This window comes from Oryzisolibacter sp. LB2S, assembly GCF_040732315.1.
Lineage (GTDB): Bacteria > Pseudomonadota > Gammaproteobacteria > Burkholderiales > Burkholderiaceae_C > Alicycliphilus > Alicycliphilus soli.
Genome location: NZ_CP160388.1, coordinates 1,532,830 through 1,557,997, shown reverse-complemented (window position 1 = coordinate 1,557,997; position 25,168 = coordinate 1,532,830). Strand labels below are relative to the sequence as shown.

The 25,168-nt window shown below is 67.1% G+C and carries 28 protein-coding genes and 1 tRNA gene; 15 read left to right on the top strand and 14 right to left on the bottom strand.

The genetic code is table 11. From position 1 onward, the window contains the following. Nucleotides 1-7: 7 nt before the first annotated feature. The gene (locus ABUE11_RS07370) at nt 8-832 is read right to left on the bottom strand and encodes an ABC transporter ATP-binding protein (RefSeq protein ID WP_367068402.1); all 825 of its coding nucleotides are present in this window, start codon (nt 830-832) and stop codon (nt 8-10) included. A gap of 317 nt (nt 833-1,149) precedes the next feature. On the opposite strand from ABUE11_RS07370, the gene ABUE11_RS07365 reads away from it, so the two are divergent. The 4 genes from ABUE11_RS07365 to ABUE11_RS07350 all read left to right on the top strand — a co-directional run bounded on the left by ABUE11_RS07365 (nt 1,150) and on the right by ABUE11_RS07350 (nt 4,330). Then, entirely contained in the window at nt 1,150-2,355 is a 1,206-nt protein-coding gene (locus tag ABUE11_RS07365; RefSeq protein ID WP_367068401.1) for an MFS transporter, read from the top strand. Between the two features lie 85 nt (nt 2,356-2,440). Beyond that, nucleotides 2,441-3,046 (top strand): class I SAM-dependent methyltransferase, encoded by a 606-nt coding sequence (locus ABUE11_RS07360; protein WP_367068400.1) that lies wholly within the window; start codon nt 2,441-2,443, stop codon nt 3,044-3,046. Then, a complete protein-coding gene (locus tag ABUE11_RS07355) occupies nt 3,043-3,726 on the top strand; it encodes a tRNA-uridine aminocarboxypropyltransferase (protein ID WP_367068399.1) in 684 nt (227 codons plus the stop codon). The genes ABUE11_RS07360 and ABUE11_RS07355 overlap by 4 nt, the downstream gene beginning before the upstream one ends. Before the next feature lie 19 nt (nt 3,727-3,745). Beyond that, the gene (locus ABUE11_RS07350) at nt 3,746-4,330 is read left to right on the top strand and encodes a peroxidase-related enzyme (RefSeq protein ID WP_367068398.1); all 585 of its coding nucleotides are present in this window, start codon (nt 3,746-3,748) and stop codon (nt 4,328-4,330) included. Nucleotides 4,331-4,360: 30 nt separating this feature from the next. Here ABUE11_RS07350 and ABUE11_RS07345 read toward each other — a convergent pair whose 3' ends face one another. From ABUE11_RS07345 to ABUE11_RS07320, 6 genes are all read right to left on the bottom strand, one after another. Continuing rightward, nucleotides 4,361-5,056 carry an ABC transporter ATP-binding protein gene (locus ABUE11_RS07345; protein WP_367068397.1) on the bottom strand — a complete coding sequence of 232 codons (696 nt, stop codon included), beginning with the start codon at nt 5,054-5,056 and terminating at the stop codon, nt 4,361-4,363. After that, the gene (locus ABUE11_RS07340; RefSeq protein WP_367068396.1) at nt 5,056-5,844 is read right to left on the bottom strand and encodes an ABC transporter ATP-binding protein; all 789 of its coding nucleotides are present in this window, start codon (nt 5,842-5,844) and stop codon (nt 5,056-5,058) included. The genes ABUE11_RS07345 and ABUE11_RS07340 overlap by 1 nt, the downstream gene beginning before the upstream one ends. Next, nucleotides 5,844-7,139 carry a branched-chain amino acid ABC transporter permease gene (locus ABUE11_RS07335; RefSeq protein WP_367068395.1) on the bottom strand — a complete coding sequence of 432 codons (1,296 nt, stop codon included), beginning with the start codon at nt 7,137-7,139 and terminating at the stop codon, nt 5,844-5,846. Before ABUE11_RS07335 ends, ABUE11_RS07340 begins: the two co-directional genes overlap by 1 nt. Before the next feature lie 3 nt (nt 7,140-7,142). Further along, nucleotides 7,143-8,096, bottom strand: a complete 954-nt coding sequence (locus ABUE11_RS07330; RefSeq protein ID WP_367068394.1) for a branched-chain amino acid ABC transporter permease — start codon at nt 8,094-8,096, stop codon at nt 7,143-7,145. 183 nt (nt 8,097-8,279) lie between these two features. Further along, the gene (locus ABUE11_RS07325; RefSeq protein WP_367068393.1) at nt 8,280-9,515 is read right to left on the bottom strand and encodes a branched-chain amino acid ABC transporter substrate-binding protein; all 1,236 of its coding nucleotides are present in this window, start codon (nt 9,513-9,515) and stop codon (nt 8,280-8,282) included. A gap of 127 nt (nt 9,516-9,642) precedes the next feature. Beyond that, the gene (locus tag ABUE11_RS07320; RefSeq protein WP_367068392.1) at nt 9,643-11,280 is read right to left on the bottom strand and encodes a 3-(methylthio)propionyl-CoA ligase; all 1,638 of its coding nucleotides are present in this window, start codon (nt 11,278-11,280) and stop codon (nt 9,643-9,645) included. Nucleotides 11,281-11,452: 172 nt separating this feature from the next. On the opposite strand from ABUE11_RS07320, the gene ABUE11_RS07315 reads away from it, so the two are divergent. The 5 genes from ABUE11_RS07315 to ABUE11_RS07295 all read left to right on the top strand — a co-directional run bounded on the left by ABUE11_RS07315 (nt 11,453) and on the right by ABUE11_RS07295 (nt 15,025). Then, nucleotides 11,453-12,937 (top strand): protein adenylyltransferase SelO, encoded by a 1,485-nt coding sequence (locus tag ABUE11_RS07315; RefSeq protein WP_367068391.1) that lies wholly within the window; start codon nt 11,453-11,455, stop codon nt 12,935-12,937. After that, nucleotides 12,934-13,347: a peptide-methionine (R)-S-oxide reductase MsrB gene (gene msrB / locus ABUE11_RS07310; protein ID WP_367068390.1), complete on the top strand. Its 414-nt coding sequence runs from the start codon at nt 12,934-12,936 to the stop codon at nt 13,345-13,347. Before ABUE11_RS07315 ends, msrB begins: the two co-directional genes overlap by 4 nt. Then, a complete protein-coding gene (locus ABUE11_RS07305; protein WP_367068389.1) occupies nt 13,344-13,901 on the top strand; it encodes a septation protein A in 558 nt (185 codons plus the stop codon). The genes msrB and ABUE11_RS07305 overlap by 4 nt, the downstream gene beginning before the upstream one ends. Next, nucleotides 13,898-14,173 carry a BolA family protein gene (locus ABUE11_RS07300; RefSeq protein ID WP_367068388.1) on the top strand — a complete coding sequence of 92 codons (276 nt, stop codon included), beginning with the start codon at nt 13,898-13,900 and terminating at the stop codon, nt 14,171-14,173. The genes ABUE11_RS07305 and ABUE11_RS07300 overlap by 4 nt, the downstream gene beginning before the upstream one ends. Nucleotides 14,174-14,239: 66 nt before the next feature. Continuing rightward, complete coding sequence (locus ABUE11_RS07295) at nt 14,240-15,025, top strand: peptidylprolyl isomerase (protein ID WP_367068387.1); 786 nt, start codon at nt 14,240-14,242, stop codon at nt 15,023-15,025. A 43-nt stretch (nt 15,026-15,068) separates the two neighbouring features. Here the strand turns inward: ABUE11_RS07295 and ABUE11_RS07290 are convergent, their stop codons facing one another. The 4 genes from ABUE11_RS07290 to ABUE11_RS07275 all read right to left on the bottom strand — a co-directional run bounded on the left by ABUE11_RS07290 (nt 15,069) and on the right by ABUE11_RS07275 (nt 17,690). Further along, on the bottom strand, nt 15,069-15,860 hold the full coding sequence (locus tag ABUE11_RS07290; RefSeq protein ID WP_367068386.1) for a heparan-alpha-glucosaminide N-acetyltransferase: 792 nt from the start codon (nt 15,858-15,860) through the stop codon (nt 15,069-15,071). 59 nt (nt 15,861-15,919) lie between these two features. After that, nucleotides 15,920-15,996: transfer RNA gene (locus tag ABUE11_RS07285), tRNA-Pro, on the bottom strand. 65 nt (nt 15,997-16,061) lie between these two features. Continuing rightward, complete coding sequence (infA, locus tag ABUE11_RS07280) at nt 16,062-16,322, bottom strand: translation initiation factor IF-1 (RefSeq protein WP_367068385.1); 261 nt, start codon at nt 16,320-16,322, stop codon at nt 16,062-16,064. 216 nt (nt 16,323-16,538) lie between these two features. Next, on the bottom strand, nt 16,539-17,690 hold the full coding sequence (locus ABUE11_RS07275) for an HPP family protein (protein WP_367068384.1): 1,152 nt from the start codon (nt 17,688-17,690) through the stop codon (nt 16,539-16,541). A gap of 168 nt (nt 17,691-17,858) precedes the next feature. Between ABUE11_RS07275 and asd the strand changes: the two genes are divergently transcribed. Beyond that, nucleotides 17,859-18,710, top strand: coding sequence for an archaetidylserine decarboxylase (asd, locus tag ABUE11_RS07270; RefSeq protein WP_367068383.1), 852 nt, complete (start codon nt 17,859-17,861; stop codon nt 18,708-18,710). Nucleotides 18,711-18,743: 33 nt separating this feature from the next. Here the strand turns inward: asd and ABUE11_RS07265 are convergent, their stop codons facing one another. The 3 genes from ABUE11_RS07265 to cobA all read right to left on the bottom strand — a co-directional run bounded on the left by ABUE11_RS07265 (nt 18,744) and on the right by cobA (nt 21,447). Further along, nucleotides 18,744-19,004, bottom strand: coding sequence for a hypothetical protein (locus tag ABUE11_RS07265; protein ID WP_367068382.1), 261 nt, complete (start codon nt 19,002-19,004; stop codon nt 18,744-18,746). Between the two features lie 69 nt (nt 19,005-19,073). After that, nucleotides 19,074-20,561 (bottom strand): ribonuclease G, encoded by a 1,488-nt coding sequence (rng, locus tag ABUE11_RS07260; RefSeq protein ID WP_367068381.1) that lies wholly within the window; start codon nt 20,559-20,561, stop codon nt 19,074-19,076. 61 nt (nt 20,562-20,622) lie between these two features. Beyond that, nucleotides 20,623-21,447: a uroporphyrinogen-III C-methyltransferase gene (cobA, locus tag ABUE11_RS07255; protein WP_367068380.1), complete on the bottom strand. Its 825-nt coding sequence runs from the start codon at nt 21,445-21,447 to the stop codon at nt 20,623-20,625. Nucleotides 21,448-21,666: 219 nt separating this feature from the next. On the opposite strand from cobA, the gene ABUE11_RS07250 reads away from it, so the two are divergent. The 5 genes from ABUE11_RS07250 to ABUE11_RS07230 are packed head-to-tail and all read left to right on the top strand — an operon-like array spanning nt 21,667 to nt 25,165. After that, on the top strand, nt 21,667-22,017 hold the full coding sequence (locus tag ABUE11_RS07250; protein WP_367068379.1) for a cytochrome c: 351 nt from the start codon (nt 21,667-21,669) through the stop codon (nt 22,015-22,017). After that, on the top strand, nt 22,014-23,222 hold the full coding sequence (locus ABUE11_RS07245) for a cytochrome D1 domain-containing protein (RefSeq protein ID WP_367068378.1): 1,209 nt from the start codon (nt 22,014-22,016) through the stop codon (nt 23,220-23,222). Before ABUE11_RS07250 ends, ABUE11_RS07245 begins: the two co-directional genes overlap by 4 nt. A 3-nt stretch (nt 23,223-23,225) precedes the next feature. Next, complete coding sequence (locus ABUE11_RS07240) at nt 23,226-24,233, top strand: Lrp/AsnC family transcriptional regulator (RefSeq protein WP_367068377.1); 1,008 nt, start codon at nt 23,226-23,228, stop codon at nt 24,231-24,233. Then, nucleotides 24,220-24,696: an Lrp/AsnC family transcriptional regulator gene (locus ABUE11_RS07235; RefSeq protein WP_367068376.1), complete on the top strand. Its 477-nt coding sequence runs from the start codon at nt 24,220-24,222 to the stop codon at nt 24,694-24,696. Before ABUE11_RS07240 ends, ABUE11_RS07235 begins: the two co-directional genes overlap by 14 nt. Continuing rightward, nucleotides 24,686-25,165, top strand: a complete 480-nt coding sequence (locus tag ABUE11_RS07230) for an Lrp/AsnC family transcriptional regulator (RefSeq protein WP_367068375.1) — start codon at nt 24,686-24,688, stop codon at nt 25,163-25,165. The genes ABUE11_RS07235 and ABUE11_RS07230 overlap by 11 nt, the downstream gene beginning before the upstream one ends. The last annotated feature ends 3 nt before the right edge of the window (nt 25,166-25,168 follow it).

Genomic DNA, 25,168 nt, shown 5'->3' with positions numbered 1-25,168 from the left:
GACAGCCCTAAGCGGCCAGCGCCATCGCGGCCTGGGCGCCCTCCCCGGCCCCTTCCTCGACCCCATCCTCGGTCTTTTTCTGGGCCTTTTCCTCGGCCAGCTCCTCGGCCACGGCCGCCTCGTAGGCCGCGCAGACCTCGCGCCCCGGCCCGTCGCCGCGCACGCGGCCGGCATCGAGCCAGATCACGCGCGGCCAGTGGCGCACGGGTTCGAGCACATGGGTGGACACCAGCAGCTGCTGCGTGCAGGCTGCCATGTCATCGGCCAGGCGCGCGCGGCCCGGCAGGTCCAGGCTGGCGAAGGGCTCGTCGAGCAGCAGCGTGCGCGGGCCGGCGAGCTGCAGGGCCAGCCAGCAGACGCGCTGGCGCTGGCCCTGGCTCAGACTGCCCACGGCGCGCGCGGCCCAGTCGGCCAGGCCGCGCGCGGCCAGAAACTCACGCGCGCGGGCCAGCGCCTCGCGCCGCGCCAGGCCCTGCGGCTGCAGGCTCAGGGCCAGCTCCTCCTCCACCGTGGGGAAGATGATCTGGTCATCGGGGTTCTGGAACATCATGCCCACGCGCCGGGCGCGCTGCTCACCCTGGGGCAGCGCGTGCAGGTCCTGGCCCTGGGACAGCACCTGGCCCGAATGCGGCTGCTCCAGACCGCAGAGCAGGCGCAGCAGGCTGGTCTTGCCCGCGCCGTTGTGGCCTATCAGGCCTATGCGCGGCTCATCGAGGCGCAGGTCCAGGCCCGCGAACACCGCCCTCGTGCCCCGGCGCAGGTGCAGCTGGCGCAGCTCCAGCAGCGGCGCGCTGGCAGCGGCGGTGGCGGATGGGGGCGGGACGACCGGCATGTGGGCAATTCAGAACATGGAACGGGCAGATTGTACCCATCACAAATTCACCCATCACGCATTCAAAAGCATTCATTTTTCAACAACTTCTTTCATCTCTCGTGCAATTCCATCGCGCAAATGCATTCAACTGCAGCCAAAGTTCACGACAGATATGCGTCATTTGGCCCATGCTGACGCGAGATGCAGCAACAGCCCATCTTCTTCACGCTATCTGCCGTCTTCTTTCAGCATGATGATGCAATGCTCACGCAGCGCCCTGCGCGGGCCGGCAGGGCACAATAGACGCCTGCCACAGCCCCAGTTCCACCATCTTCATGACCACCACCCACAAGGCGCTCGAGCGCCGCAATCTCGGCCTGCTCGTGGCCGTGCAGTCGCTGGGCGGCGCCTCGCCACCCATCATCATTTCGCTCGGCGGGCTCGTGGGACAGATGCTCTCGAGCACGCCCACGGCCTCCACCCTGCCCGTAAGCCTCTACCAGCTGGGGCTGGCGCTGTCCACGCTGCCCGCGGCCTGGCTCATGCACCGCGCGGGGCGGCGCACGGCCTATCTGCTGGGGGCGGTGATGGGCATGCTGTCGGGGTTGGTGGCGGCCTGGGGCATCAGCCAATCGGACTTCCTGCTGTTCTGCCTGGGCACGACGCTGGCGGGCTTTTACGGCGCCTGCGTGCAGAGCTACCGCTTTGCCGCGCTCGATGCCGTGGGCGACCCGGCGCGCCATGCGGGCGCGATCTCGCGCGTCATGGTCGGCGGGCTGATCGCGGCCATCATCGGCCCGCAGGTGGTGATCTGGACGCGCGACAGCCTGCCCGCCACGCCGTTTGCGGGCAGCTTCTACAGCCAGGCGGCGCTGGCGCTGCTCGCGCTGCCGCTGCTCATGCTGCTGCGCCTGCCGCCCGCGCCTCCGAAGGCCGTGGCCCATGGCGCGCGGCCGCTGCCTGAAATCGTGCGCACGCCGCAGTTCGTCGTGGCGGCCACGGCGGGCGTGGTCAGCTACGGGCTCATGGCGTTTCTGATGACGGCCGCACCCATGGCCATGGTGGGCTGCGGCCACAGTGTGGGAGAGGCGGCGTTGGGCATTCAGTGGCATGTGCTGGCCATGTTCGGCCCGAGCTTCTTCACGGGTCGGCTCATCGAGCGCTTTGGCAAGCGCAGCATCACGGCGCTGGGGCTGGTGCTGATTGCGGCCTCGGGGGGGCTTGCGCTCATGGGCCTGGCGCTCACGCATTTCTGGGGGGCGCTGGTGCTGCTGGGTCTGGGCTGGAACTTCGGCTTCATCGGCGCCACGGCCCTGCTGGCCGAGGCCTATCGCCCATCCGAGCGCGCCAAGGTGCAGGCGCTCAACGACTTTCTCGTGTTCGGCACGGTGGCCGTGGCCTCGTTCGGCTCGGGCCAGCTGCTGCACAGCGTGGGCTGGGGCGGCATCAACGCCGGCATGCTGCCCATGGTGGCCGTGGTGCTGGCGCTGCTCGCATGGCAGGGGCTGCGCCCCAGCGGACGGGCGCCAGTCGGCGGCTGATGCATTTACTATATGTTTGATAGCTGTCTACGCTTGACTGACAAGCGTCAGAGGCCAAAAACACCAAAACTTCTCAGGAGCACGCGTGCAATCTGCCAGCGAGCAATGGTTTGACGAGGCGTATTACCAGCGCTTTTATTACGACAAGAAGACCCGCGTCATCGACCCGGGCCATACCGAGCGGCTGGGCGCCTTTGTCTGCAGCTATCTGCACTACCTGCGCGTGCCCGTGGCGCGCGTGCTGGACATGGGCTGCGGCATCGGCCTGTGGCGGGATCTGGTGGCGCGCCACCTGCCCGGGGCCCAGTACCAGGGCGTGGAATACAGCGCCTATCTGTGCGAGCGCTTTGGCTGGCAGCGTGGCTCGGTCGTCGACTACGAGGCCGCCGAGCCCTTCGACTTCGTCATCTGCCAGGGCGTGCTGCCCTACCTGAGCGCGCAGGACCTGCGCCACGCCCTGGACAACCTGGGCCGGCTGTGCCGCGGCGCGCTCTACCTGGAGGCCGTGACGCTGGAGGACTACGAGCGCGGCACCATCGACGAGGAGCTGACCGACGCGCGCCAGTTTCGCCACCGCGCGGCGCTGTACCGGCGGGGCCTGGCGCGGCATTTCCGCGACCTGGGCGGCGGCCTGTGGCTGAGCCACAGCGCGCAGTTGCCGCTGTTTGCGCTGGAAAGCCCCGGCGAATGACCGACCAGGGCCAGCAGGGACACCAGGGCACGCGCCGCGCCCAATGCCCGCGCTGCCTGCGCCCGCTGGCCACCTGCCTGTGCGCCGCCGTGCACACCACGGCGCACCAGGTGCAGGTGCTCATCCTCATGCACCCGCTGGAGCAGCGCCAGGCCAAGGGCACGGGCCGGCTGCTGCACCTGTGCCTGCCGGGCAGCCGCCTGCTGGTGGGCGAGCAATTCGCGCCCGAGCTGCTGCACGAGGCGCTCACCGCCCCCTGGTGCGACGCGGATCGTGCCGCCCCGCGCCGCGCCCTGCTGCTCTACCCCGCCACCGCGGCCAGCGCCCCCTGCGCCGCGCCGCCCCCGCTGCCACCCGACTGGCTGGCCCGCCCCGACCGGCTGCGCCTGGTGGTGCTGGACGCCACCTGGCGCAAGAGCCGCAAGATGCTCTGGACCCACCCCGCCCTGCAGGCCCTGCCGCGCCTGGCACTGCAGGACATGGCGCCATCGCGCTACGTCATCCGCAAGGCCCATGCCGCGCACCAGCTGTCGACGCTGGAGGCCACGCAGCGGGCGCTGCAGCGGCTCGAGCCCACCAACACCGGCATCGCCGCACTGGGACTGGCCATGCAAGGCTTCATGGCGCAGCAGAGCGCCTACTGGCCGGCGGCGCGCTCGGCTATGCTCGACGGCAGCTGACAAACCCACAGGAGACTCCATGACCGAGCGCTACCCCCACCCCGACCTGAACAGCCTGCCCGAGGACATTCGCGCGCGCATCCTGGAGGTGCAGGAGAAGGCCGGCTTCATCCCCAACGTGTTCCTGGGCTTTGCGCGCCGGCCGGCCGAATGGCGCGCCTTCTTCGCCTACCACGACGCGCTCATGCTCAAGGAGGAAGGCAGCCTCACCAAGGGCGAGCGCGAGATGATCGTCACCGCCACCAGCGCCGTGAACCAGTGCCTGTACTGCATCGTCGCCCATGGCGCCATCCTGCGCATCTACGAGAAGAAACCGCTGGTGGCCGACCAGGTGGCCGTGAACCACCGCAAGGCCGACATCAGCCCGCGCCAGAAGGCCATGCTGGACTTTGCGATGAAGGTCTGCAAGGAGGCGCACCTGATCGAGGACGCCGACTTCGAGGCCCTCTACCCCCACGGCTTCGACGACGAGGACATCTGGGACATTGCGGCCATCACCGCCTTCTTCGGCCTGTCCAACCGCATGGCGAGCTTTGCCGGCATGCAGCCCAACCCGGAGTTCTATCTGATGGGCCGCGTGCCGCGCGAGAAGAAGTCCTCGTGAGTCAAGCGCCAGTAACGTTGCACGCGCGCGTCACACCTCCAGCCACTCCTTGCGCACATAGGCATTGGCGCGCAGCGCGTCGGGCGTGCCCTCGAAGACGATGCTGCCGTGGCCCATGACCAAGGCGCGGTCGGAGATGCTCATGGCGATGGTGAGCTTTTGCTCGATCAGCAGCACGGAGACGCCGCGTTCCTTGAGCCTGACGAGGTAGTCGGCCACGAGCTCGACGATCTTGGGCGCGAGGCCCTCGGTCGGCTCGTCGATGATGATGAGGTCGGGGTCGCCCATGAGCGTGCGGCACAGGGTCAGCATCTGCTGCTCGCCGCCGGACATCACGCCGGCCTCGATGTCGCGCCGCTCCTTCAGGCGCGGAAACATGGCGTACATGTCGTCAAAGCTCCAGCGACTGTTCCTGCCGCGGCCCTTCTGGCCCAGCACCAGGTTCTGATGCACCGTGAGGTTGGGAAACACGTCGCGGCTCTCGGGCACGTAGCCCAGGCCCAGGTGGGCGACCTCGTAGGCCTTTTTGCCCTTGAGGCTCTGACCCTTCCAAGTTATGCCGCCCTCCCAGTCCACCAGGCCCATGATGGCCTTGGCCGCGGTGGAGCGCCCCGAGCCGTTGCGCCCGAGCAGCGCGACGATCTCGCCCGCGCCCACCTCGAAGCTCACGCCATGCAGCACATGGCTCTTGCCGTAGTAGGCATGCAGTTTCTCCACGCTGAGCATCAGTGTCCCCCTGCCTGCTGCGCCGCGATCACCGAGCCCAAGTAGGCCTCCTGCACGCGCGGGTTGGCGCGCACGGCCTCGGGCGTGTCGAAGGCGATGACCTCGCCATAGACCACCACGGCGATGCGGTCGGCCAGGCCAAAGACCACGCCCATGTCGTGCTCCACGGTGAGCAGGGTGCGCCCCTCGGTCACCTGGCGGATGAGGTGGATGAAGCGCGCAGTCTCGCTCTTGCTCATGCCGGCCGTGGGCTCGTCGAGCAGGATGACGCTGGCGCCGCCGGCAATCGTGATGCCGATCTCCAGCGCGCGCTGTTCGGCGTACGTCAGGTTCATGGCCAGGGTGTCGCGCTTCTTGTGCAGGTGGATCATCTCCATGAGCTGCTCGGCGCGCTCGTTGGCGTCCTGCAGGCGCGACAGAAAGCGCCAGAACGCGTAGCGGTAGCCCAGGCTCCAGAGCACGGCGCAGCGCAGGTTCTCGAACACGCTCAGGCGCCCAAAGATATTGGTGATCTGAAAGCTACGCGACAGGCCCATGCGGTTGATCTCGAAGGGCTTCTTGCCATCAATACGCGCGCCGTGCAGCAGCACCTGGCCGCTGGTGGGCGCAAAGCGCCCGCTGATCAGGTTGAACAGCGTGCTCTTGCCCGCGCCGTTGGGGCCTATGACGGCCACGCGCTCGCCGGCGCGCACGGCAAGGTTGGCGCCGCGAATGATCTCCGTCTTGCCAAAGCGCTTGTGCAGGTCGATAAGCTCCAGCGCGTGGCCGGCTGCCTTGTCCGCGGTCATCACAATGCCTCCTGGCGCTTGATCTCGCGCTCTATCTCTTCCTGCGCCTCGCCCCATTGGCGGAGGAACTCGCGCCGGCACAGCTCGAACAGGCCCAGGCCGGTGAGCAGCACAAAACCCGCGCCAAACCAGCTCGTGAGGCCCTTGGCATCGAGGCTTGCGCCGAGGAAGTTCAGCTCTGGCCCGAGCGCGGCATTGAGCTGCAGGTGGTAGGTCATCTCCACCATGCAGGCCGCGCCCAGCAGGGCCGTGAGGCCCGTGCCAGCAAGTGCCAGATAGGACACCCACAGGCGCCCAAACTTGCCGTACTTGGCCAGACGCAGATTCATCATGATCAGGCTGGCCACACCGCCCGGCGCATACATGACCATGAACAGAAACACCAGGCCCAGGTACAGCAGCCAGGCCTTGGAGAGCTCGGACAGCAGCACCGAGGCCAGCACCAGCAGCACGGCGCCGATGATGGGCCCGAAGTAGAACGTCGCCCCGCCCAGAAAGGTGAACAGCAGATAGCCGCCCGAGCGCACCATGCTGACGCTGTCGGCGCCCGTGACGATCTCGAAATTGATGGCTGCCAGCGCCCCACCCACGCCCGCAAAAAAGCCTGCGATGCAAAACGCCCGGTAGCGCACCTGCTGCGTGTCGTAGCCCATGAACTCCACGCGCTCGGGGTTGTCGCGCACGGCGTTGAGGATGCGCCCGAGCGGCGTGCCCGTGAAGGCGAACATGGCGGCCGTGCAGACAAAGCAATAGACCGCGATCAGGTAGTAGACCTCGATGGCCGGCCCGAAGGTGATGCCGAGAAACGGTCGGCCATAGACACGATCCGTGGTCACGCCACCCTCGCCACCGAAGAACTCGGGAAACATCAGCGCCATGGCGGCGATCAGCTCGCCTATGCCCAGCGTGATCATGGCGAAGGTGGTGCCGGACTTCTTGGTCGTCACATAGCCCAGCAGCACGGCAAAGAACAGGCCGGCGAGCCCGCCCACCAGGGGCATGAGCACCAGCGGCACGGGCAGCTCGCCGCGCCCGGCCATGTTGATGGCGTGGATGGTGATGAACGAACCGAGCCCGGTGTAAACCGCATGGCCGAAGCTGAGCATGCCGCCCTGCCCCAGCAGCATGTTGTAGGACAGGCAGATGATGATGAGGTAGCCCATCTGCGAGAGCATGGTCAGCGCCAGGCTGCTGGCAAACACATGCGGGGCGGCAATGAGCAGCAGCGCGAACAGCGTCCAGACGATGAAGCGCCCGACGTTCCAGGGCTTGAAGCGGTAATGCGTGGCGGGCATGAATCAATCCTCGCGCGTGCCCAGCAGCCCCTTGGGCCGGAAGATGAGTATCAACACCAACAGCAGGTAGGGCAGCATGGGCGCCACCTGCGAAATGGTGAGCTTCAGAACCGGCCAGCCCACGCTGCCCTCGCCCACCTGAACGCCGAAATGCGCGAGCAGCCCCGCGAGCGAGTAATCCAGCGCCACCGCAAAGGTCTGCACGATGCCAATCAGCAGCGAGGCGAGGAAGGCCCCGGCCAGCGACCCCATGCCGCCGACCACCACGACCACGAAGATGATGGAGCCCACGGATGCGGCCATGGCGGGCTCGGTGATGTAGGTGTTGCCGCCAATCACACCCGCGAGGCCCGCGAGCGCGCAGCCGCCGCCAAACACCAGCATGAACACGCGCGGCACGTTGTGGCCCAGGGCCTCGACCATCTGCGGGTATTTCAGCGCCGCCTGTATCACCAGGCCGATGCGCGTGCGCTGAAGCACCAGCCACACGGCCAGCAGCATCAAGAGGGCCACGAGCATGATGAAGGAGCGCGAGCGCGGAAACTGCGTGCCGTAGAGCGTGAACAACGGCCCCTGCAACAGCGGCGGCAGGCCATAGGGCACGGTGGAGCGGCCCCACACGAGCTGCACGACCTCCAGCACCAGGTAGGACAGGCCGAAGGTGACGAGCAACTCGGGCACATGGCCGAACCTGTGCACGCGGCGCAGGCAGTAGCGCTCGAAGAGCGCGCCCAGTACGCCGACGAGCGGCGGCGCAAGCAGCAGCGCGGGCCAGAAGCCGATGCTGCCCGACAGGCTGTAGGCGAAGTAGGCGCCCAGCATGTAGAAGCTGGTGTGGGCGAAGTTGAGCACGCCCATCATGCTGAAGATCAGCGTCAGCCCCGAGCTCAGCATGAACAGCAGCAGCCCGTAGCTGATGCCGTTGAGCAGCGATATCACGAAAAACTCAGGATTCATTCGGCGACGGATGATGAACCAGGAAAATTGCGGTCCAGACGGCTAGCCGCCGTCGTTCCCGCGCAAGCGGGAATCCAGGCTCGCGCCATGGCAAACGCGGGTAATGGATGCCCGCCTGCGCGGGCATGACGGCAGATGTTTCTGTGCGGTGATCAGGTCAGGGCAGCCCCGACCGATTGCGCATCACGAGGGCCGCTTCATCTGGCAGGACGTGGGCGTGCTGGCGACATAGGGCTCGAAGTATTTCACGGGCACGAAGGTGTGGCCGGTGTTCTCCGAGTCCAGCGGGTACTTGTCGCTCGCCTTCTCCCAGCGCGTGATGTACAGGCCCTGCTGCAGCTGGTGGTCGGCCTTGCGCATCTCCACCTCGCCGTTGAAGCTCTTGAACTTCATGCCCTCCATGACGGCCGCCACCTTTACCGGGTCGGTGCTCTTGGCGCGCTGGAAGGCCTCGGTCAGCATGGCCAGGCCGTGATAGACCGAGCCCGTGTACATGTCGTCGTTGAACCTGGCCTTGAAGCCGCGCACGATGGCGTTGATGGGCCCCTCGTGGTTGGGGTGGCCATAGCCCACCATGTAGACCTTGCCCGCGGCCGGCGCGCCCAGCGCCGTGGGTGCACCCGTGGCGACGGCGTAATAGGTGTAGAACTTAACGTTGGACAGACCCGCATCATTGGCGGCCTTGATGAGCAGGGCCAAGTCCGAGCCCCAGTTGCCCGTGATCACGCTGTCTGCGCCCGACTGCTTGATCTTTGCGACATAGGGCGCAAAGTCGCGCACCTGTGCCAGCGGCGCCAGGTCGTCGCCGACGATCTCCACGTCGGCGCGCTTTCTCTTGAGCATTTCCTTGGCGTACTTGCTGACCTGCTGGCCATGCGAGTAGTTCTGGTTGATGAGGTAGACCTTCTTGACCTCGGGCAGATCCTTCATGTAGGTGGTCAGCGCCTCCATCTTCATGGAGGTGTCGGCGTCGAGGCGGAAATGCCAGTAGCTGCACTTGCTGTTGGTGAGGTCCGGATCGACGGCCGCGTAGTTCAGGTACACGACCTCCTTGCCCTTGTTGCGCGCGTTGTGCTTGTCCAGCGCATCCATGATGGCTAGCGCGGGGCCCGAGCCATTGCCCTGCACCACGTAGCGCACGCCCTGGTCCATGGCCGAGCGCAGCGCGGCCGTGGTCTCCTGCGGGCTGAGCTTGTTGTCTATGGGGACGATTTCAAACTTCACGCCGGCCGCGTTGTTCTTGCTGAACTCCTCGGCCAGGTACTGCCAGCTCTTCATCTGGTTGGTACCCAGCGCGGCCATGAGGCCCGACAGCGGGTCGAGCCAGGCGATCCTGACGATCTCGCCCTTTTGGGCAAAAGCGCTTGTTGCCGCCGCCAGCATTGCGCCAACAGCTACCGTTTTAATAGTACGTCGCATGCCATGTCTCCTCGGTCAGAATGAACAGGCAGCAGCCTAAGCGCTGGCAACAAAAGGATTCTTCAGGGATAGCCCGTAGCAGCTATCGCGCAGGTGACCGGTGCGCGACCGCACCGGTCCCTGGCGATCACAGACCCGGCAGCTTGTAGCCCGCCAGCTGCTCGCGCAGGCGCGTCTTGAGCATCTTGCCCGTAGCACCCAGCGGAATGGCATCGACGAACACCACGTCGTCCGGAATCTGCCACTTGGCCGTCTTGCCCTCATAGAAGGCGAGCAGTTCCTCGCGCGTGAGCTCGGCGCCGGGACGCCTGGCGACGACCACGATGGGACGCTCGTCCCACTTCGGGTGCGGCATGCCGATGCAGGCCGCCATGGCCACGGCCGGATGCGCCATGGCGATGTTCTCAATGTCGATGGAGCTGATCCACTCGCCGCCGGACTTGATCACGTCCTTGCTGCGGTCGGTGATGTGCATGTAGCCATCGGCATCGATGGTGGCCACGTCGCCCGTGGGGAACCAGCCCACGCCATGCTCGTCCTTGACGAGCGGGCACTCGCCCTTGTAGTAGCTGTCGATGATCCACGGGCCGCGCACCAACAGGTCGCCATAGGTCTTGCCGTCCCAGGGCTGTTCCTTGCCGTCGCCGCCGACGATCTTCATCTCCACGCCATACACGGCACGGCCCTGCTTCTCCAGGATATGCATCTGCTCCTCCTTGCCGAGCGCCAGATGCTTGTTCTTGAGCGTGCACACCGTGCCCAGCGGGCTCATCTCCGTCATGCCCCAGGCGTGCAGCACCGAGACGCCGTAGCCCTCCTGGAAGGCCGAGATCATTGCCGGCGGGCAGGCAGAGCCGCCGATGACCGTGCGCTTGAGGCTGCTGAACCTGAGGCCTGCCGACTTCACGTGCGTCAGCAGCATCTGCCAGACCGTCGGCACGCCGGCCGCAAAGGTCACCCCCTCGGACTCGATCAGCTCGTACACCGACTTGCCGTCGAGCGCGGGGCCTGGGAAGACCACCTTGCACCCCGTGAGCGCCGCCGAATACGGTATGCCCCAGGCGTTGACGTGGAACATGGGCACCACCGGCAGCACGCTGTCGCGCGCCGACACATCCATCACATCGGGCAGGGCCGCCGCATAGGCGTGCAGCGTGGTGGAGCGGTGGCTGTACAGCGCCGCCTTGGGATTGCCCGTGGTGCCGCTCGTGTAGCACATGCTGGATGCCGTGTTCTCGTCGAACGTGGGCCACTGGTAGTCGCTGGAGGCGGCGCCGATCCAGGCCTCGTAGCTCACCAGGCCCGGGATGCCCGAGTCCGCAGGCAGCCTGTCCGCGTCGCACAGCGCCACCCATTGCCTGACCGTCGGGCATTTGGCATGGACGGCCTGCACGATGGGCAGGAAGCTCATGTCGAAGCACAGCACCTGGTCCTCGGCGTGGTTCACGATCCAGGCGATCTGCTCCGGGTGCAGGCGCGGGTTGATGGTGTGCAGCACGCGACCCGAGCCCGAGACGCCGAAGTACATCTCCATGTGGCGGTAGCCGTTCCAGGCGAGCGAGGCCACGCGGTCGCTGAACTGCAGGCCCAGGCCATCGAGCGCATTGGCCAGCTGGCGCGCGCGCCGGGCCAGGTCGCGGTAGGTGTAGCGGTGGATGTCGCCCTCCACCCGGCGCGAGACGATCTCACCGTCGCCATGGTTGCGTTCGGCAAACGTGATCAGCGAGGAAATCAACAGGGGTTGGCTCTGCATCAGGCCCAGCATGGAAGCTCCTTGTGAGTTACGGGTGAACGGGGGAACGGGGGGAACCGCAGCATCCTAGCGACGAACCAGGCGCCGGCGCCACGCATTGCATCAGGAAAAACCCAGCACCCGCGCGGCCAGCCCATGGCCTTTGTCCACTGCGGGACATCGGCCTGCACGCACAATCGCGCGCATGCCTGCATCCACGGTCTGCCCCCCGCCCGCGCCCACATCCAGCGTCCCCCTGCTGCAAGGCTGGCGCAACGGCTTTGCCGCGCTGGGCCCGGCGTTCTTTACCGAACTCGCTCCCACGCCCCTGCCCGCCCCCCACTGGGTGGGCCCAAGTGCCGAAGTGGCCGCGCTGCTGGGCCTGCCCGCCGACTGGCAGAAGCGCGGCGATGCGCTCGAGGTCTTTGCCGGCAACGCCCTGCCCGCCGGCAGCCGGCCGCTGGCCAGCGTCTACAGCGGCCACCAGTTCGGCGTCTGGGCCGGCCAGCTCGGAGATGGGCGCGCCATCCTGCTCGGGGAGACCGCCTCGGGCCAGGAGGTGCAGCTCAAGGGCTGCGGGCGCACGCCCTACTCGCGCATGGGCGACGGGCGCGCCGTGCTGCGCTCCTCCATCCGCGAGTTTTTGTGCAGCGAGGCCATGGCGGCGCTCGGCATCCCCACCACGCGCGCGCTGTGCATCACCGGCTCGCCCCAGCCGGTGCAGCGCGAGGAGCTGGAGACCGCCGCCGTGGTCACGCGCGTGGCGCCGAGCTTCATCCGCTTCGGCCATTTCGAGCATTTCGCGGCGCGCGGCCAGCATGCCGAGCTGCGCCAGCTGGCCGACTACGTGATCGCGCGCTACTACCCCGACTGCCGCGGCCAGGCCAGCGCCTATGCCGCCCTGCTGCGCGCCGTGAGCGAGCGCACCGCCCACCTCATGGCCCAGTGGCAGGCCGTGGGTTTTTGCCACGGCGTGATGAACACCGACAACATGAGCATCCTGGGGCTGACCATCGACTACGGGCCGTTCCAGTTCCTCGACGCCTTCGACCCCGGCCACATCTGCAACCACAGCGACACGCAGGGCCGCTACGCCTACGACCGCCAGCCCGGCGTGGCCTACTGGAACCTGCTGTGCCTGGCGCGCGCGCTGCTGCCGCTGATAGAGGATGTGGAGCAGGCCCAGGCGGCCCTCGACAGCTTCGAGCCCGTGTTCGTGGACGCCTTCATGCAACGCCTGCGCGCCAAGCTGGGCCTGCGTGAAGCGCGCCCGGGCGACGAGGCGCTGGTCGACGGCCTGCAGCGCCTGCTCTCCGCGGGCCGGGTGGACTACCCCATCTTCTGGCGCCGGCTCTCGCACGCCGTGGCGGCCAATGCCTTCGAGCCCGTGCGCGACCTGTTTGCCGACCGCGCGGGACTGGACGCCTGGTTGCTACAATATAAAGAGCTGCTCGCACTTGATTACAGGGCGCAATCGGCCGATTTGATGCTGAAAACCAACCCCTGCTACGTGCTGCGCAACCACCTCGCAGAGGAAGCCATCGGCGCCGCGAAACTTGGCGACTTCTCCAAGATCCAAACGCTGCAGGGCCTGCTGGCGAGCCCCTTTGAGGAACGCGCCGGCCACGAGGCCTATGCCGACTTCCCGCCCGACTGGGCGTCCCACATCACCATCAGCTGCTCCTCATGACCTATCCCGTCCAGAAAACCGACGCCCAGTGGCAAGAGCTGCTGGCCGCCAAGGGCGCCGAACCCGCGGCCTTCGAGGTCACGCGCCATGCCGCCACCGAGCGGCCATTCACCGGCAAATACGAGGGCCATTGGGCCGACGGCAGCTACCACTGCATCTGCTGCGGCGCGAAGCTGTTCGACTCCGGCACCAAGTTCGACGCCGGCTGCGGCTGGCCCAGCTTCTGGCGCGCCGTGCCCGGCGCCATTGCCGAAAAGGTGGACCGCAGCCATGGCATGCTGCGCACCGAGACCGTGTGTGCACAATGCGGGGCGCATCTGGGCCATGTCTTTCCCGACGGCCCGGCCCCCACGGGCCTGCGCTACTGCATGAACTCCGCCTCGCTCGCCTTTGAACCCCCGGTGCCATGAAACTGCTGCTCGACTTCTTTCCCATCATTCTGTTCTTCGTCGCGTTCAAGACCTGGGGCATCTACGTGGCCACGGCGGTGGCCATAGCCGCCACCATCGTGCAGATCGCCTACCTGCATTTCAGGCATGGCAAGGTCGAGCCCATGCAATGGCTCAGCCTGGGCGTGATCGTGCTCTTCGGCGGCGCCACGCTGCTCGCGCAGAGCGAAACCTTCATCAAGTGGAAGCCCACGGTGCTGTACTGGCTCATGGGCGGGGCGCTGCTCGTCGGCCAGCTGGTGTTTCGCAAGAACTTCATCCAGTCGCTCATGGGCGCACAGGTCGATCTGCCCGCGCCCGTGTGGCGCAACCTCAACTGGGCCTGGACGGCCTTTTTTGCCGCCATGGGCGTGCTCAACCTCTGGGTGGCCTACCGCTTCGATACCGACACCTGGGTCAACTTCAAGCTGTTCGGCGGCATCGGCCTGATGCTGGCCTTCGTCGTCGCCCAGGCGCTGTACCTGAGTCGCCACATCAAGGATGGCGACCCCACCCCCAAGGACGCACAACCATGACCACCGCCCCCATTGCCGTCACCGCCGAAGCCATGGCCGAGCGCCTGCGCGAGCGCCTGCAGCCCACCGAGCTCGAGGTGCTGGACGAAAGCTGGAAGCATGAAGGCCACGCCGGTGCCAACGGCACGGGCTTTGGCACGCACTTTCGCGTGCGCATTGCCTCCCCGCTGTTTGCCGGCCAGCGCAAGGTGGCACAGCACAGGCTTGTGTATGATGCGCTGCAGATTTTTATTGACCATGGCGCCCATGCCATCGCCATTGAAACTCTCTGACAGCGACCCCATCTAAGGGGCAGCGGGCCAGTCGTCCGCGCACTCGTATCTATCCGTGGATTCCCAATGAAGAAACAGCTCTTGTCCGGCCTCGTGGCCGCAGCCGTGCTGGGCACGATGGCCTTGCCCGTGGCCGCGCAAAACCTCGCCATCGTCAATGGCAAGGCCGTTCCCAAGGAACGCGCCGAAACCCTGAAGCAGCAAGTGGAGCGCTCGGGCCGCCCCGTCTCGCCCGAGATGGAAGGCCAGATCAAGGAAGAAGTCATCGCCCGTGAGATCTTCATGCAGGAGGCGCAAAAGCGCGGCCTGGAAGCCACGGCTGACTACCAGGCCCAGATGGAACTGGCGCGCCAGACGATTCTGATCCGCGAACTGTTCGTGGACTTCCAGAAGAACAACCCCGTCACCGACGCCGAGATTCAAGCCGAATACGACAAGTTCGTGGCCGCCAACGCCGGCAAGGAATACAAGGCCCGCCACATCCTGGTGGCCAAGGAAGACGAAGCCAAGGCCATCATCGCCTCCATCAAGAAGGGCGGCAAGTTCGAGGAAATCGCCAAGAAGCAGTCCAAGGATCCCGGATCGGGTGCCCGCGGTGGCGACCTGGACTGGGCCAACCCGAGCAGCTACGTGCCCGAGTTCACCGAAGCCCTGGTCAAGCTCGAAAAGGGCAAGATGACCCAGACCCCGGTGAAGAGCCAGTTCGGCTGGCACATCATTCGCCTCGACGACGTGCGCGAGGCGCAACTGCCCAAGCTCGACGAGGTCAAGCCCCAGATCGCCCAGCAGCTGCAGCAGCAAAAGCTCGCGAAGTTCCAGGAAGATCTGCGCGCCAAGGCCAAGGTGGAGTAATCCACTCGCTGATGCGCCACCAACGCGGCTTCGGCCGCGTTTTTCATGCGCGCACGAGCCGGCCCCACAGCATCAGCATCCCCAGCATCACGGGCTGGTGCAACATGTAAAAGCTCAGGCTGTAGCGGCCCAGAACCACCAGTGGTGCCGCAACGTCCGCCAATGGCCGGGCCAGCCACTGCGCATGACGGGCCATCAGCCGCTGCCCACCGGCCACGCCCCACCACATCACGCCCAACCATGGCAGGATCGGCACATAGTCTTCGGTGAAGGGCTTGCGCGTGACCCAGCCCAGCCAGTTCAGCGCCCTGCTGTTGAAGAGCGGCGCCAAATCGGCAAACGGCCCCTGCAACAGCCATGCGGCCAGCCACGGCGAGAGCAGCGCCAGCGCCCCCGCAGGCCACAGCCATGCGCCCCAGCCGGCCGTCAAGCGTGCGATCAGCAGCATCAGCGCCATGCCATGCAGCACACCAAAGTAGATGAAGCTGCGCGGAAACATGAAATAGGAGCCCACCGTCACCAGCAGCGCGCAGGCGGCAACCTGCGCCCATCGGTGCCAGAACCGTGACCAAGCGATCGCCCTCTGCCAGGCCACGGCCTGCCCCATGCCCGCGCACAGCAGAAACAGGCTGACGATCAGGGTACGCTGGGTCGTCCAGAACGGATCGCCCAGAAAATCCTGAGGCCAGTAGCCGAAGTGGCTCAGGTCAAAGCAGAAGTGAAACGCGGCCATCCATACCATGGCCAGACCGCGCAATGCGTCGACACGGTCGTAGCGCCGCACAGGTTCGCACATGCGAGCGTCGGCGGTGGTCAGGTGGCGAGACTTGCTCACAAGGAATCCGGACAAAACAAAAGGGCCTGCATCACGGTGATGCAGGCCCTTGATTTCATTGGTCGGAGCGGCGGGATTCGAACTCGCGACCCTCTGCTCCCAAAGCAGATGCGCTACCAGGCTGCGCTACGCTCCGACAACGCGCATTCTACCCTGCCAGATTGCACCTCTCCCTCAGGACAGGCGCAATATTTGCCGGGTTCAGCGGCTGCCCGTCGTGCCGCCCGGGCCGGGGCCACGGCCAGCCAGATGGCGGAAGGTGATGCGACCCTTGGTCAGGTCGTAGGGCGACATCTCCAGCGACACCTTGTCGCCGGCCAGAATGCGGATATGGTGCTTGCGCATCTTGCCGCCGGTGTAGGCAATGAGCTGGTGCCCATTGTCCAGAGTCACGCGAAAGCGCGAATCCGGCAGGACTTCGGTGACGCTGCCCTGCATCTCAATCAGTTCTTCTTTGGCCATGTGTGGTCAGTAATGCGATAACGGATATCTATGACGCCGTCTGCGCTGTGTGAAGCCAGTGCGTCCGCCACCGCATCCTCTTCGCCCCTTGATGGGGCCGAACCAGAGAGCAGGTGCAGGCACGGGACCCTTCCGGCCAGGGACCCTGGGGGCTGGCGGATAGGCGTGGCGCTGCGTATAGAGCCTGAGATTGTACTGCGACGCGCGCTTTCCCAGCTATGGCCGCGCGACGGCCGCGGCCAGCGCCTTGACCAGATCGGTCTGCGTGATGATGCCCACGAGCCGCTGCGCGTCGTCGACCACCGGAATGTGGTGATGGCCGACCTCGGAGAACAGCGGCACCAGATCCATCACATGCCGGTCTGCGGCCACCTGCTGCACGGGCGCTGTCATGAGTTGCTGCACCTGCTCCGGACGCTTGGGACCTCCCATGATGAGCGAGCGCAACCTGCGCCCTATGCCCTCGTGCATTTCAAGATTGGCCAGACGCATGAAATCCGCGACGGTGATGATGCCGACCACCACCTGCTGCCCATCCACCACCGGCAGCGCCTTGATCGCATGCTTGCGCATCAGCGCCCAGGCCTCCTTGAGCGGCGTGTCGGCCGCGACGGCATGCACGGGGGCGGACATGATTTGCTGGCAGCGCAACTCGCCGAGCGTGCGCTGAAACGCCGCCTTGCCCGCCAGGTGCAGCAGGCCCTCCAGATCATCGCGACTCACGTCGAGCACCTGGTTGTAGTGCGAAAGTGCGGCATCGAGATCGGCCGCGGTAAATGCGCTGGGCGCCTGGGACGCACCCGACGCACTCATCTGGGCATGGGGGTAGACCCGCCCCGTGATGCGGTTGAAGGCCACCCCCACAAGAATCAGCACCAGCACATCGAACATGATGGGCAGAGCCGCCGCGACGGAACTCTCGTGCGGATGCAGCACGGCGTACAGCGCCATGCCCGCTCCCGGAGGGTGCAGGCAGCGCAATGCCAGCATGAGCGCCACGGCCAGTCCGACGGCCAACCCGCTGGCCAGGGGCGGATACGGCACCCCTGCCACACAGGCCACGCCGACCAGATAGGACAGCACACAGCCTGCAAGCACCGCCCAGGGCTGGGCCAGCGGGCTCGACGGCAGGGCGATGATGAGTACCGCACTGGCGCCGAGCGAGGCCACCATCGCAGGCGTGGCAGACATACCCAGAGCATGCGAGCACAGCGCCACCACGGTCACGCACAACAGGATGCCCAGCACCATGCGCAGGCGCTCGCGCTGGTTGATGCGGACTCGGGCGGGCTTGAACAAGCGCAGCCAGACGCGAAGGCGCGAAGGCGCGCCGGCGGTGCTGCTGCTGTCGGATGAAGGCTGGTGCATGGCGGGGCGATGCGCGCGGCAAGGGGACGCGCCGCGGGAGGCCGCGCATTATGCGTGCGCCCCATGGGCCATGGGCGCACAGGGTTATGACGCGCCATGCATGCCATGCCAAGCGCCGGCCGGCGTCTCTATAGAATGGCGCGGCTTTTTTGCCAGGATTGCCCCTCAGTGTCTGACCGCCTTGCCGTACTGCCGCAGTATCTGCTGCCCCAACAACTGTTGACCCGCCTTGCCGGCCGCGTGGCGTCCGCCCAGGCCGGAGGCCTGACCACCGCACTCATCCGCCGCTTCGTGGCGCGCTACGGCGTGGACATGAGCGAGGCCGCCGACCCGGACATTGCGAGCTATGCGAGCTTCAACGAATTCTTCACGCGCGCCCTGCGGCCCGGCCTGCGCCCGCTTGCCAAGGCGGCCGCGACATGCCCTGTCGACGGTGCGGTGAGCCAGCTCGGCGCGATCGAGCACGACCAAATCTTTCAGGCCAAGGGTCACCACTACTCGACCACGGCGCTGCTGGGGGGCGATGCGCAACTGGCGGCGCAGTTTCAGGACGGGCAGTTCGCCACCATCTACCTGAGCCCGCGCGACTACCACCGCATCCACATGCCTTGTGACGGCCGCCTGCTGCGCATGGAGCATGTGCCCGGTGCGCTGTTCTCGGTCAACCCGACGACGGCGCGCGGCGTGCCCGGGCTGTTTGCGCGCAACGAGCGCGTGGTCTGCCTGTTCGATACCCCACTCGGCCCCATGGCCCTGGTGCTCGTGGGTGCGACCATCGTGGGCAGCATGGCCACCGTCTGGCATGGCCAGGTGAACCCGCCGCGCACGGGACAGCCACGGCGCTGGGACTATGCCGAACAGAAGATCGCGCTGCGCCAGGGTGAGGAGATGGGGCGCTTTCTGCTCGGCTCGACCGTGGTGTTGCTGTTTGCCCGGGGCGCCATACGCTTCGAGCCCGGTTGGGCGGCGGCACGCGCCGTGCGCATGGGCGAGGCCATGGCGCAGCAGCCCGGCGTCTGACGAAGCGGATTCGGCCCGACGCCCCGGACGGGGTCAATGCGGCTCGGGTACGCGCCGCGTGGTGAAGATCGTGGGCTCGAGCTCGAGCTCGACCGGGTCCACGGGCTCCGCGACGCCCACCAGATAGACGGACAGGTCGTTGCGGCGCAGCGTAATGTGGCTCACCGTCTCCCAGTTGCCGCCACGCCTGACACGCGTGCCGGGCTTGTAGACGGCCATGCGAAACTCCTTCGACCACCCCCAGGGGGGATCGGCGTCTTCAATTGTCGCGACGGGAAGGTGGCTGCTTTCCATGGTGGCAAATCCGGGTCCTACCGTCACGTTTTCGGCCGCGGCGCCGGCTTCTTTAGAGTGGCGCGGGGCCTACAGCAGCACGATGTCGTACTGCTCCTGCCCCATGGAGGTCTCGGCCTGCAGCGATATCGGCTTGCCGATGAAGTCCGACAGTCCGGCCAGATGCTGGCTCTCCTCATCGAGAAACAGGTCCACCACCTGGGGCGCGGCGATGATGCGGAACTCGCGCGGGTTGAACTGGCGGGCTTCCCGCAGCACCTCGCGCAGGATTTCATAGCACAGAGTGCGCGCCGTCTTGACCTCGCCGACCCCATGGCAGGTGGGGCATGGCTCGCACAGCATGTGGGCCAGCGACTCGCGCGTGCGCTTTCGGGTCATCTCCACCAGGCCGAGCTGCGAGAAGCCGCCGACCATGGTCTTGACCCGGTCGCGCGCGAGCTGCTTCTTGAACTCCGCCAGCACGGCCGCCTGGTGCTCCTCGCGCAGCATGTCGATGAAGTCGGCAATCACGATGCCGCCGAGGTTGCGCAGGCGCAGCTGGCGTGCAATCGCCCCCGCCGCCTCCAGGTTGGTCTTGAAGATGGTGTCGTCGAAGTTGCGCGCACCCACATAGCCACCGGTGTTCACGTCGATGGTGGTGAGCGCCTCGGTCTGATCGACGATGAGATAGCCGCCGGACTTCAGGTCCACGCGCCGGCCGAGCGCGCGCGCGATCTCCTCGTCGATCGCGTAGAGATCGAAGATCGGCCGCTCGCCCTTGTACAGCTGCAGCTTGGCCACCGCGGCCGGCATGAACTCGCGCCCGAACTGCTGCAGCAGGGCGAACTGCTCGCGCGAATCGAGGCGTATGGTCTGCGTCTGCTCGCCCACCAGATCGCGCAGCACGCGCTGCAGCAGGCTCAGGTCCTGGTAGAGCAGCGAGGTCGGGGGCTGGCTCAGCGCCGCCTGGCGTATGCCAGCCCAGGTCTTGCGCAGGTAGGCAATGTCCTCGGCCAGTTCCTCGTCGCTCGCGTCCTCGCCATTGGTGCGCAGGATGAAGCCCCCGCCGCCGCCCGTGGACTTGTCACCCACCAGCGCCTGCAGACGCGAGCGCAGCGCGTCGCGCTCCTCCTGCGGGATCTTCTGCGACACGCCGATATGGTCGTCCTGCGGCAGGAAGACCAGCAGCCGCCCGGCGATGCTGATCTGCGTGGACAGGCGCGCACCCTTGCTGCCTATGGGATCCTTGATGACCTGCACCATGAGCGACTGGCCCTCGAAGACCTGCTTCTCGATGGGCACGGGCGGCTCGTTCTTGCGCGCGAACATGGGCGCCTCGCCGCCCTCCTGGCGCTGCCAGACATCGGCCACGTGCAGGAACGCGGCGCGCTCCAGGCCGATGTCGATGAAGGCCGACTGCATGCCGGGCAGCACGCGCGAGACCTTGCCCAGATAGACGTTGCCGACGAGGCCCCGCTCGAGTGCACGCTCCACGTGCAGTTCCTGCACGGCGCCGTTTTCGACCACCGCGACGCGTGTCTCCTGCGGTGACCAGTTGATGAGAATGTCTTGTTGCATGGGCTTTGTCTGATGAGGCGCCCATGATGCCTGAAACCGGCCCTTCCCCGGGCCGGCCCTGTCACATGACCACGGCCTGCATGCCCCGCATCAACTGCGGCTGCAAGGCCACCACCTCGCCCACCACGATGAGGGCCGGAGGCCGGACGCGGTGCTGCTGCGCCAGCCGCGGCAGCTCCTCGAGCGTGCCGGTGATGCAGCGCTGAGTCGGCAGCGTCGCCTGCTCCACCAGCGCCGCGGGCATGCTGGCTGGCACGCCGTGGCGCATGAGCTGCTCGCAGATCACGGGCAGCGTGCCCATGCCCATGTAGATCACCACGGTCTGGCGCGGGCGCGCCAGCGCCTCCCAGTCCAGCGCCACCTCGTTGTCCCCACGCAGGTGGCCCGTGGCAAAGACCAGCGTCGCCGCATGGTCGCGGTGAGTCAGCGGAATGCCGGCGCAGGCACCCGCTCCCTGGGCCGCCGTGATGCCCGGCACCACGTCGAAGGCGATGCCGGCCTCGACCAGGGCCTGCGCCTCCTCGCCACCGCGGCCGAAGATGAAGCCATCGCCGCCCTTGAGGCGCACCAGGTTGCGCCCGCTGCGCGCCAGGCGCACCATGAGATCGATGATGGCGTCCTGCGGCAACGTGTGGTGCGAGGACTCCTTGCCCACGTAGATCAGATCCGCGTCGTCGGGCACATAGCGCAGCACCTCCTTTCCCACCAGATGGTCATAGAGAACCAGGCGAGCGCCGCGCAAGGCCTTCACGGCGCGCAAGGTCAGCAGTTCCGGGTCGCCGGGGCCGGCGCCGACAAGCGTCACACGCCCCGGCGTGGTCGGCTCCTCACCCTCGCCCGCCCTGGGCATGGTGGTGAACCAGCGTGCGTCTTCAATGAAGCTCATGGCGGCCTTTCAAATATGGCGGATGATGGTGCGGGCTCCATTGTTCAAAGACCATAAGCCGCCCGTCCTTGAGGTAAGTCAAGGACATCAGGGAATACCCGCAGCACGATGCACCCACTCGCACATTGAGGCGGGAAAGGCCGCCGTCACGCAGGTCATCCCGATTCATCGGCTCCACCAATGGCATGGCATCGGGGATGCCGCCATCTGAGGCTCGTCATGGCACGCAACGCATTTCTGTCACTTACCCTGGCGCTCGCCGCCACGGCAACATGGGCACAGGCGCCGGCCGCGCCCTCGCCCGAGCGCGCCACGCAACTGATCCGCATGGTGCGACAGGACTGTGGCTCCTGCCATGGCATGCGCCTGACCGGTGGCCTGGGCCCGGCGCTGACACGTGAGGCCCTGGCGGCCAAGCCCGCCGACTATCTGGCCGCTGTCATCATCCACGGCATTCCAGGCACGCCCATGCCGCCCTGGAGTGCCATGCTGAGCGATGCCGAGGCCCTCTGGATTGCCCAGCAGCTGAGCACAGGCTTCCCCGAAGAACGCAAGAACCCCGCACCATGAAAAGACGATCCCTTCTCTCGCTTGCCGCCGGCACCTCGCTGCTGGCCGGCGGCTGCGCCAGCACGCAGCCGGCCGCATCCGGTGACGCCGCCCCCATCCTGCAGGGCACGGGTGACCTCGGAGTGGTCATCGAGCGCGCGCGCGGCGCGCTGACCCTGGTCAACACCAGCCGCCGCGAGGTCACGGGCCGCATCGAAGGCCTTGGCGATCTGTCGCACGCCTCGGTGGTGTTCTCGCGCGATGCGCGCTTTGCCTATGTCTTCGGGCGCGATGGCGGTCTGACCCGCGTGGACCTGCTGACGCAGCGCATCACGCACCGTGCGATGCAGGCCGGCAACTCCATTGGCGGCGCCATCAGTGCCGACGGCAGCCTGGTGGTGGCGCAGAACTACACACCGGGCGGCATCAAGGTGTTCGACGCCGCCACGCTGGAGCTGCTGGCCGACGTGCCCGCCACCATGGCGGGTGGCCAACGCTCGCGCGTCGTGGGCCTGGCCGACCTGCCGCAGCGACGCTTTGTCTACAGCCTGTTCGACGCCGCGGCCATCTGCATTGCCGATTGCAGCAACCCGCGCCAGCCCCGGGTCACCACCTTCGAGAACATCGGCCAGCAGCCCTACGACGCCCTGCTCTCGCCCAACGGCCGCACCTACATCGCGGGGCTGTTCGGCGAGGACGGCCTGGCCATGCTCGACCTCTGGGACGACAAGCCCCAGGTGCGCCGCATCCTCTCCGGCTACGGACGCGGCGAGAAGCCCCTGCCCGTGTACAAGATGCCGCACCTGCGCGGCTGGGCGATTGCCGGGCGCCATGCCTACCTGCCGGCCATAGGCCGCCATGAGGTGCTGATCGTCGATACCGGCAGCTGGCAGGAAGTGGGCCGCATTCCCGTGGCCGGCCAGCCTGTCTTCGTCATGGCGCGGCCCGATGGGCGCCAGGTGTGGGTCAACTTCTCCGTGCCCGACTACAACCGCGTGCAGGTCATAGACACGCCGAGCCAGCGCGTGGTGCAGACCCTGGAGCCGGGCAAGGCCGTGCTGCACATGGAATTCACGCCGCGCGGCGAGTCCGTATGGATCAGCTGCCGCGACGACAACCGCGTGCAGGTCTACGACACGCACACGCGCGAGCTGCAGGGCACGCTCCATGTCGATGCGCCGAGCGGCATCTTCTTCACGGCACGCGCACAACGCATGGGGTTCTGAGCCATGGCGCTTTCGCCCCCCGACCTGAGCCTGCTCAACGCCTGGCAGCGCGACTTTCCTCTCGTGCGCACGCCCTTCGCGCAGATCGGCACCAGCCTGAGCCTCACCGCGGCCGAGGTGCTCGAGCGCTACCACTCTCTGCACGCGGCGGGCATGCTGAGCCGCATTGGCGCCGTGTTTGCGCCGGGCGCGGGCGGCGCGTCGCTGCTGGCCGCCATGGCCGTGCCACCCGCGCGGCTCGAGGCCGTGGCCGCCTGCGTCTCCGCCCACCCGGGCGTGAACCACAACTACGAGCGCGAGCATGAGGTCAACCTCTGGTTCGTCGCCACCGGCCGGGATGCTGCGTCCGTGGAGCGGCTGCTGCGCGCCATAGAGACCGACACCGGCCTGCCCGTGCTGCGCCTGCCCATGCTCAGGCCCTATCGCATCGACACCGGCTTCGACCTGCGCGGTGCGCAGTCGCAGGGCAGCGGCGCCACCCATTGGGCACACAGCAGCCTGCAGGCGCAGGACGAACCCCTGGCGGCGCTCGCCGAGCGCGGCCTGCCGTTGGTCGAGCAACCATTCGATGCCTGGGCCGCCGAGCTCGCCATGCCTGCCGAAGCCGTGCTGGGCCGGCTGGCGCAATGGCTTGCGACCGGAACGCTGAGCCGCTTTGGCGTCGTCGTGCGCCACCACGAGCTTGGCTTTTGCGCCAACGCCATGACCGTGTTCGACGTGCCCGATGGCAGCGTCGATGCCTGTGGCGAGGCACTGGCGCAGATACCGGGCATCACCCTGGCCTACCAGCGCGCACGCGCGCCGGGCTGGCCCTACAACCTGTACTGCATGGTCCATGGCAGGGACCGCGACAGCGTGCGCGCCACGGTCGATGCGGCCATCGCCCGGGCAGGCCTGCACGACAGGCCGCGCGCCACCCTGTTCTCGCTGCGCCGCTTCAAGCAGACCGGCGCGCGCCGTTTCGGCCACCACGGCCCGACCCACATGGGAGCAGCCCATGCTCACGCCTGACGACGCGCGCCTGATCGATCACCTGCATGGCGGGTTTCCGCTCGTCGACCGCCCGTTTGCGGCCGTGGCCGAGCAACTGGGCTGGAGCGAGGAGCGCGTCATCGCGCGCCTGCAGGCCCTGCTCGACCAGGGCGTGCTCACGCGCTTTGGCCCGCTGTTCCAGATCGAGCGCGCGGGCGGCCAGTTCGTGCTCGCGGCCATTGCCGTGCCCGAGGAACGCTTCGACGCCGTGAACCTCATCGTCAACAGCTTCCCCGAGGTGGCGCACAACTACCGGCGCACGCACACGCTCAACATGTGGTTTGTGGTCGCGGCCGAATCCCCGGCGCAGGCCACGGACGCCATTGCGCGCATCGAGGAGGCCGTGGGCCTGCCGGTGCTGGCCTTCCCCAAGGAAGAGGAATATTTCGTCGAGCTGCGCCTGCCGGCCCTGACGCACAGCGGAGACGGCCATGGCGCTTGACGCATTCGACCGCGCCCTGATCGCAGCCACCCAGGGCGGCCTGCCCCTGGTGGCGCGCCCCTACGAGGCCGTGGGCGCCATGCTGGGCGTGAGCGGCGAGCGGGTGCGCGAGCGCCTGGGGCAGATGCTGGACCAGGGCCTGGTCCGCCGCATAGGCGCCGTGCCCAACCATTACCGCCTGGGCTACACCGCCAACGGCATGAGCGTGTGGGACGTGGACGATGCACGCATCGCCGAGCTGGGCCCGCGCGTGGCCGAGCTCGCCGGCGTGAGCCACTGCTACCGCCGCCCGCGTCACCTGCCCGGCTGGCCCTACAACCTGTTTGCCATGCTGCATGGCACGAGCCGCGAGGCCGTCGAGCGGCAGGCCCAGGACATCGTGGCCCTGCTGGGCGAGGCCTGCCGCGGCCACGACATCCTGTACTCCACGGCCATCCTGAAAAAGACCGGCCTGCGTTTGAAGGACTGAAAC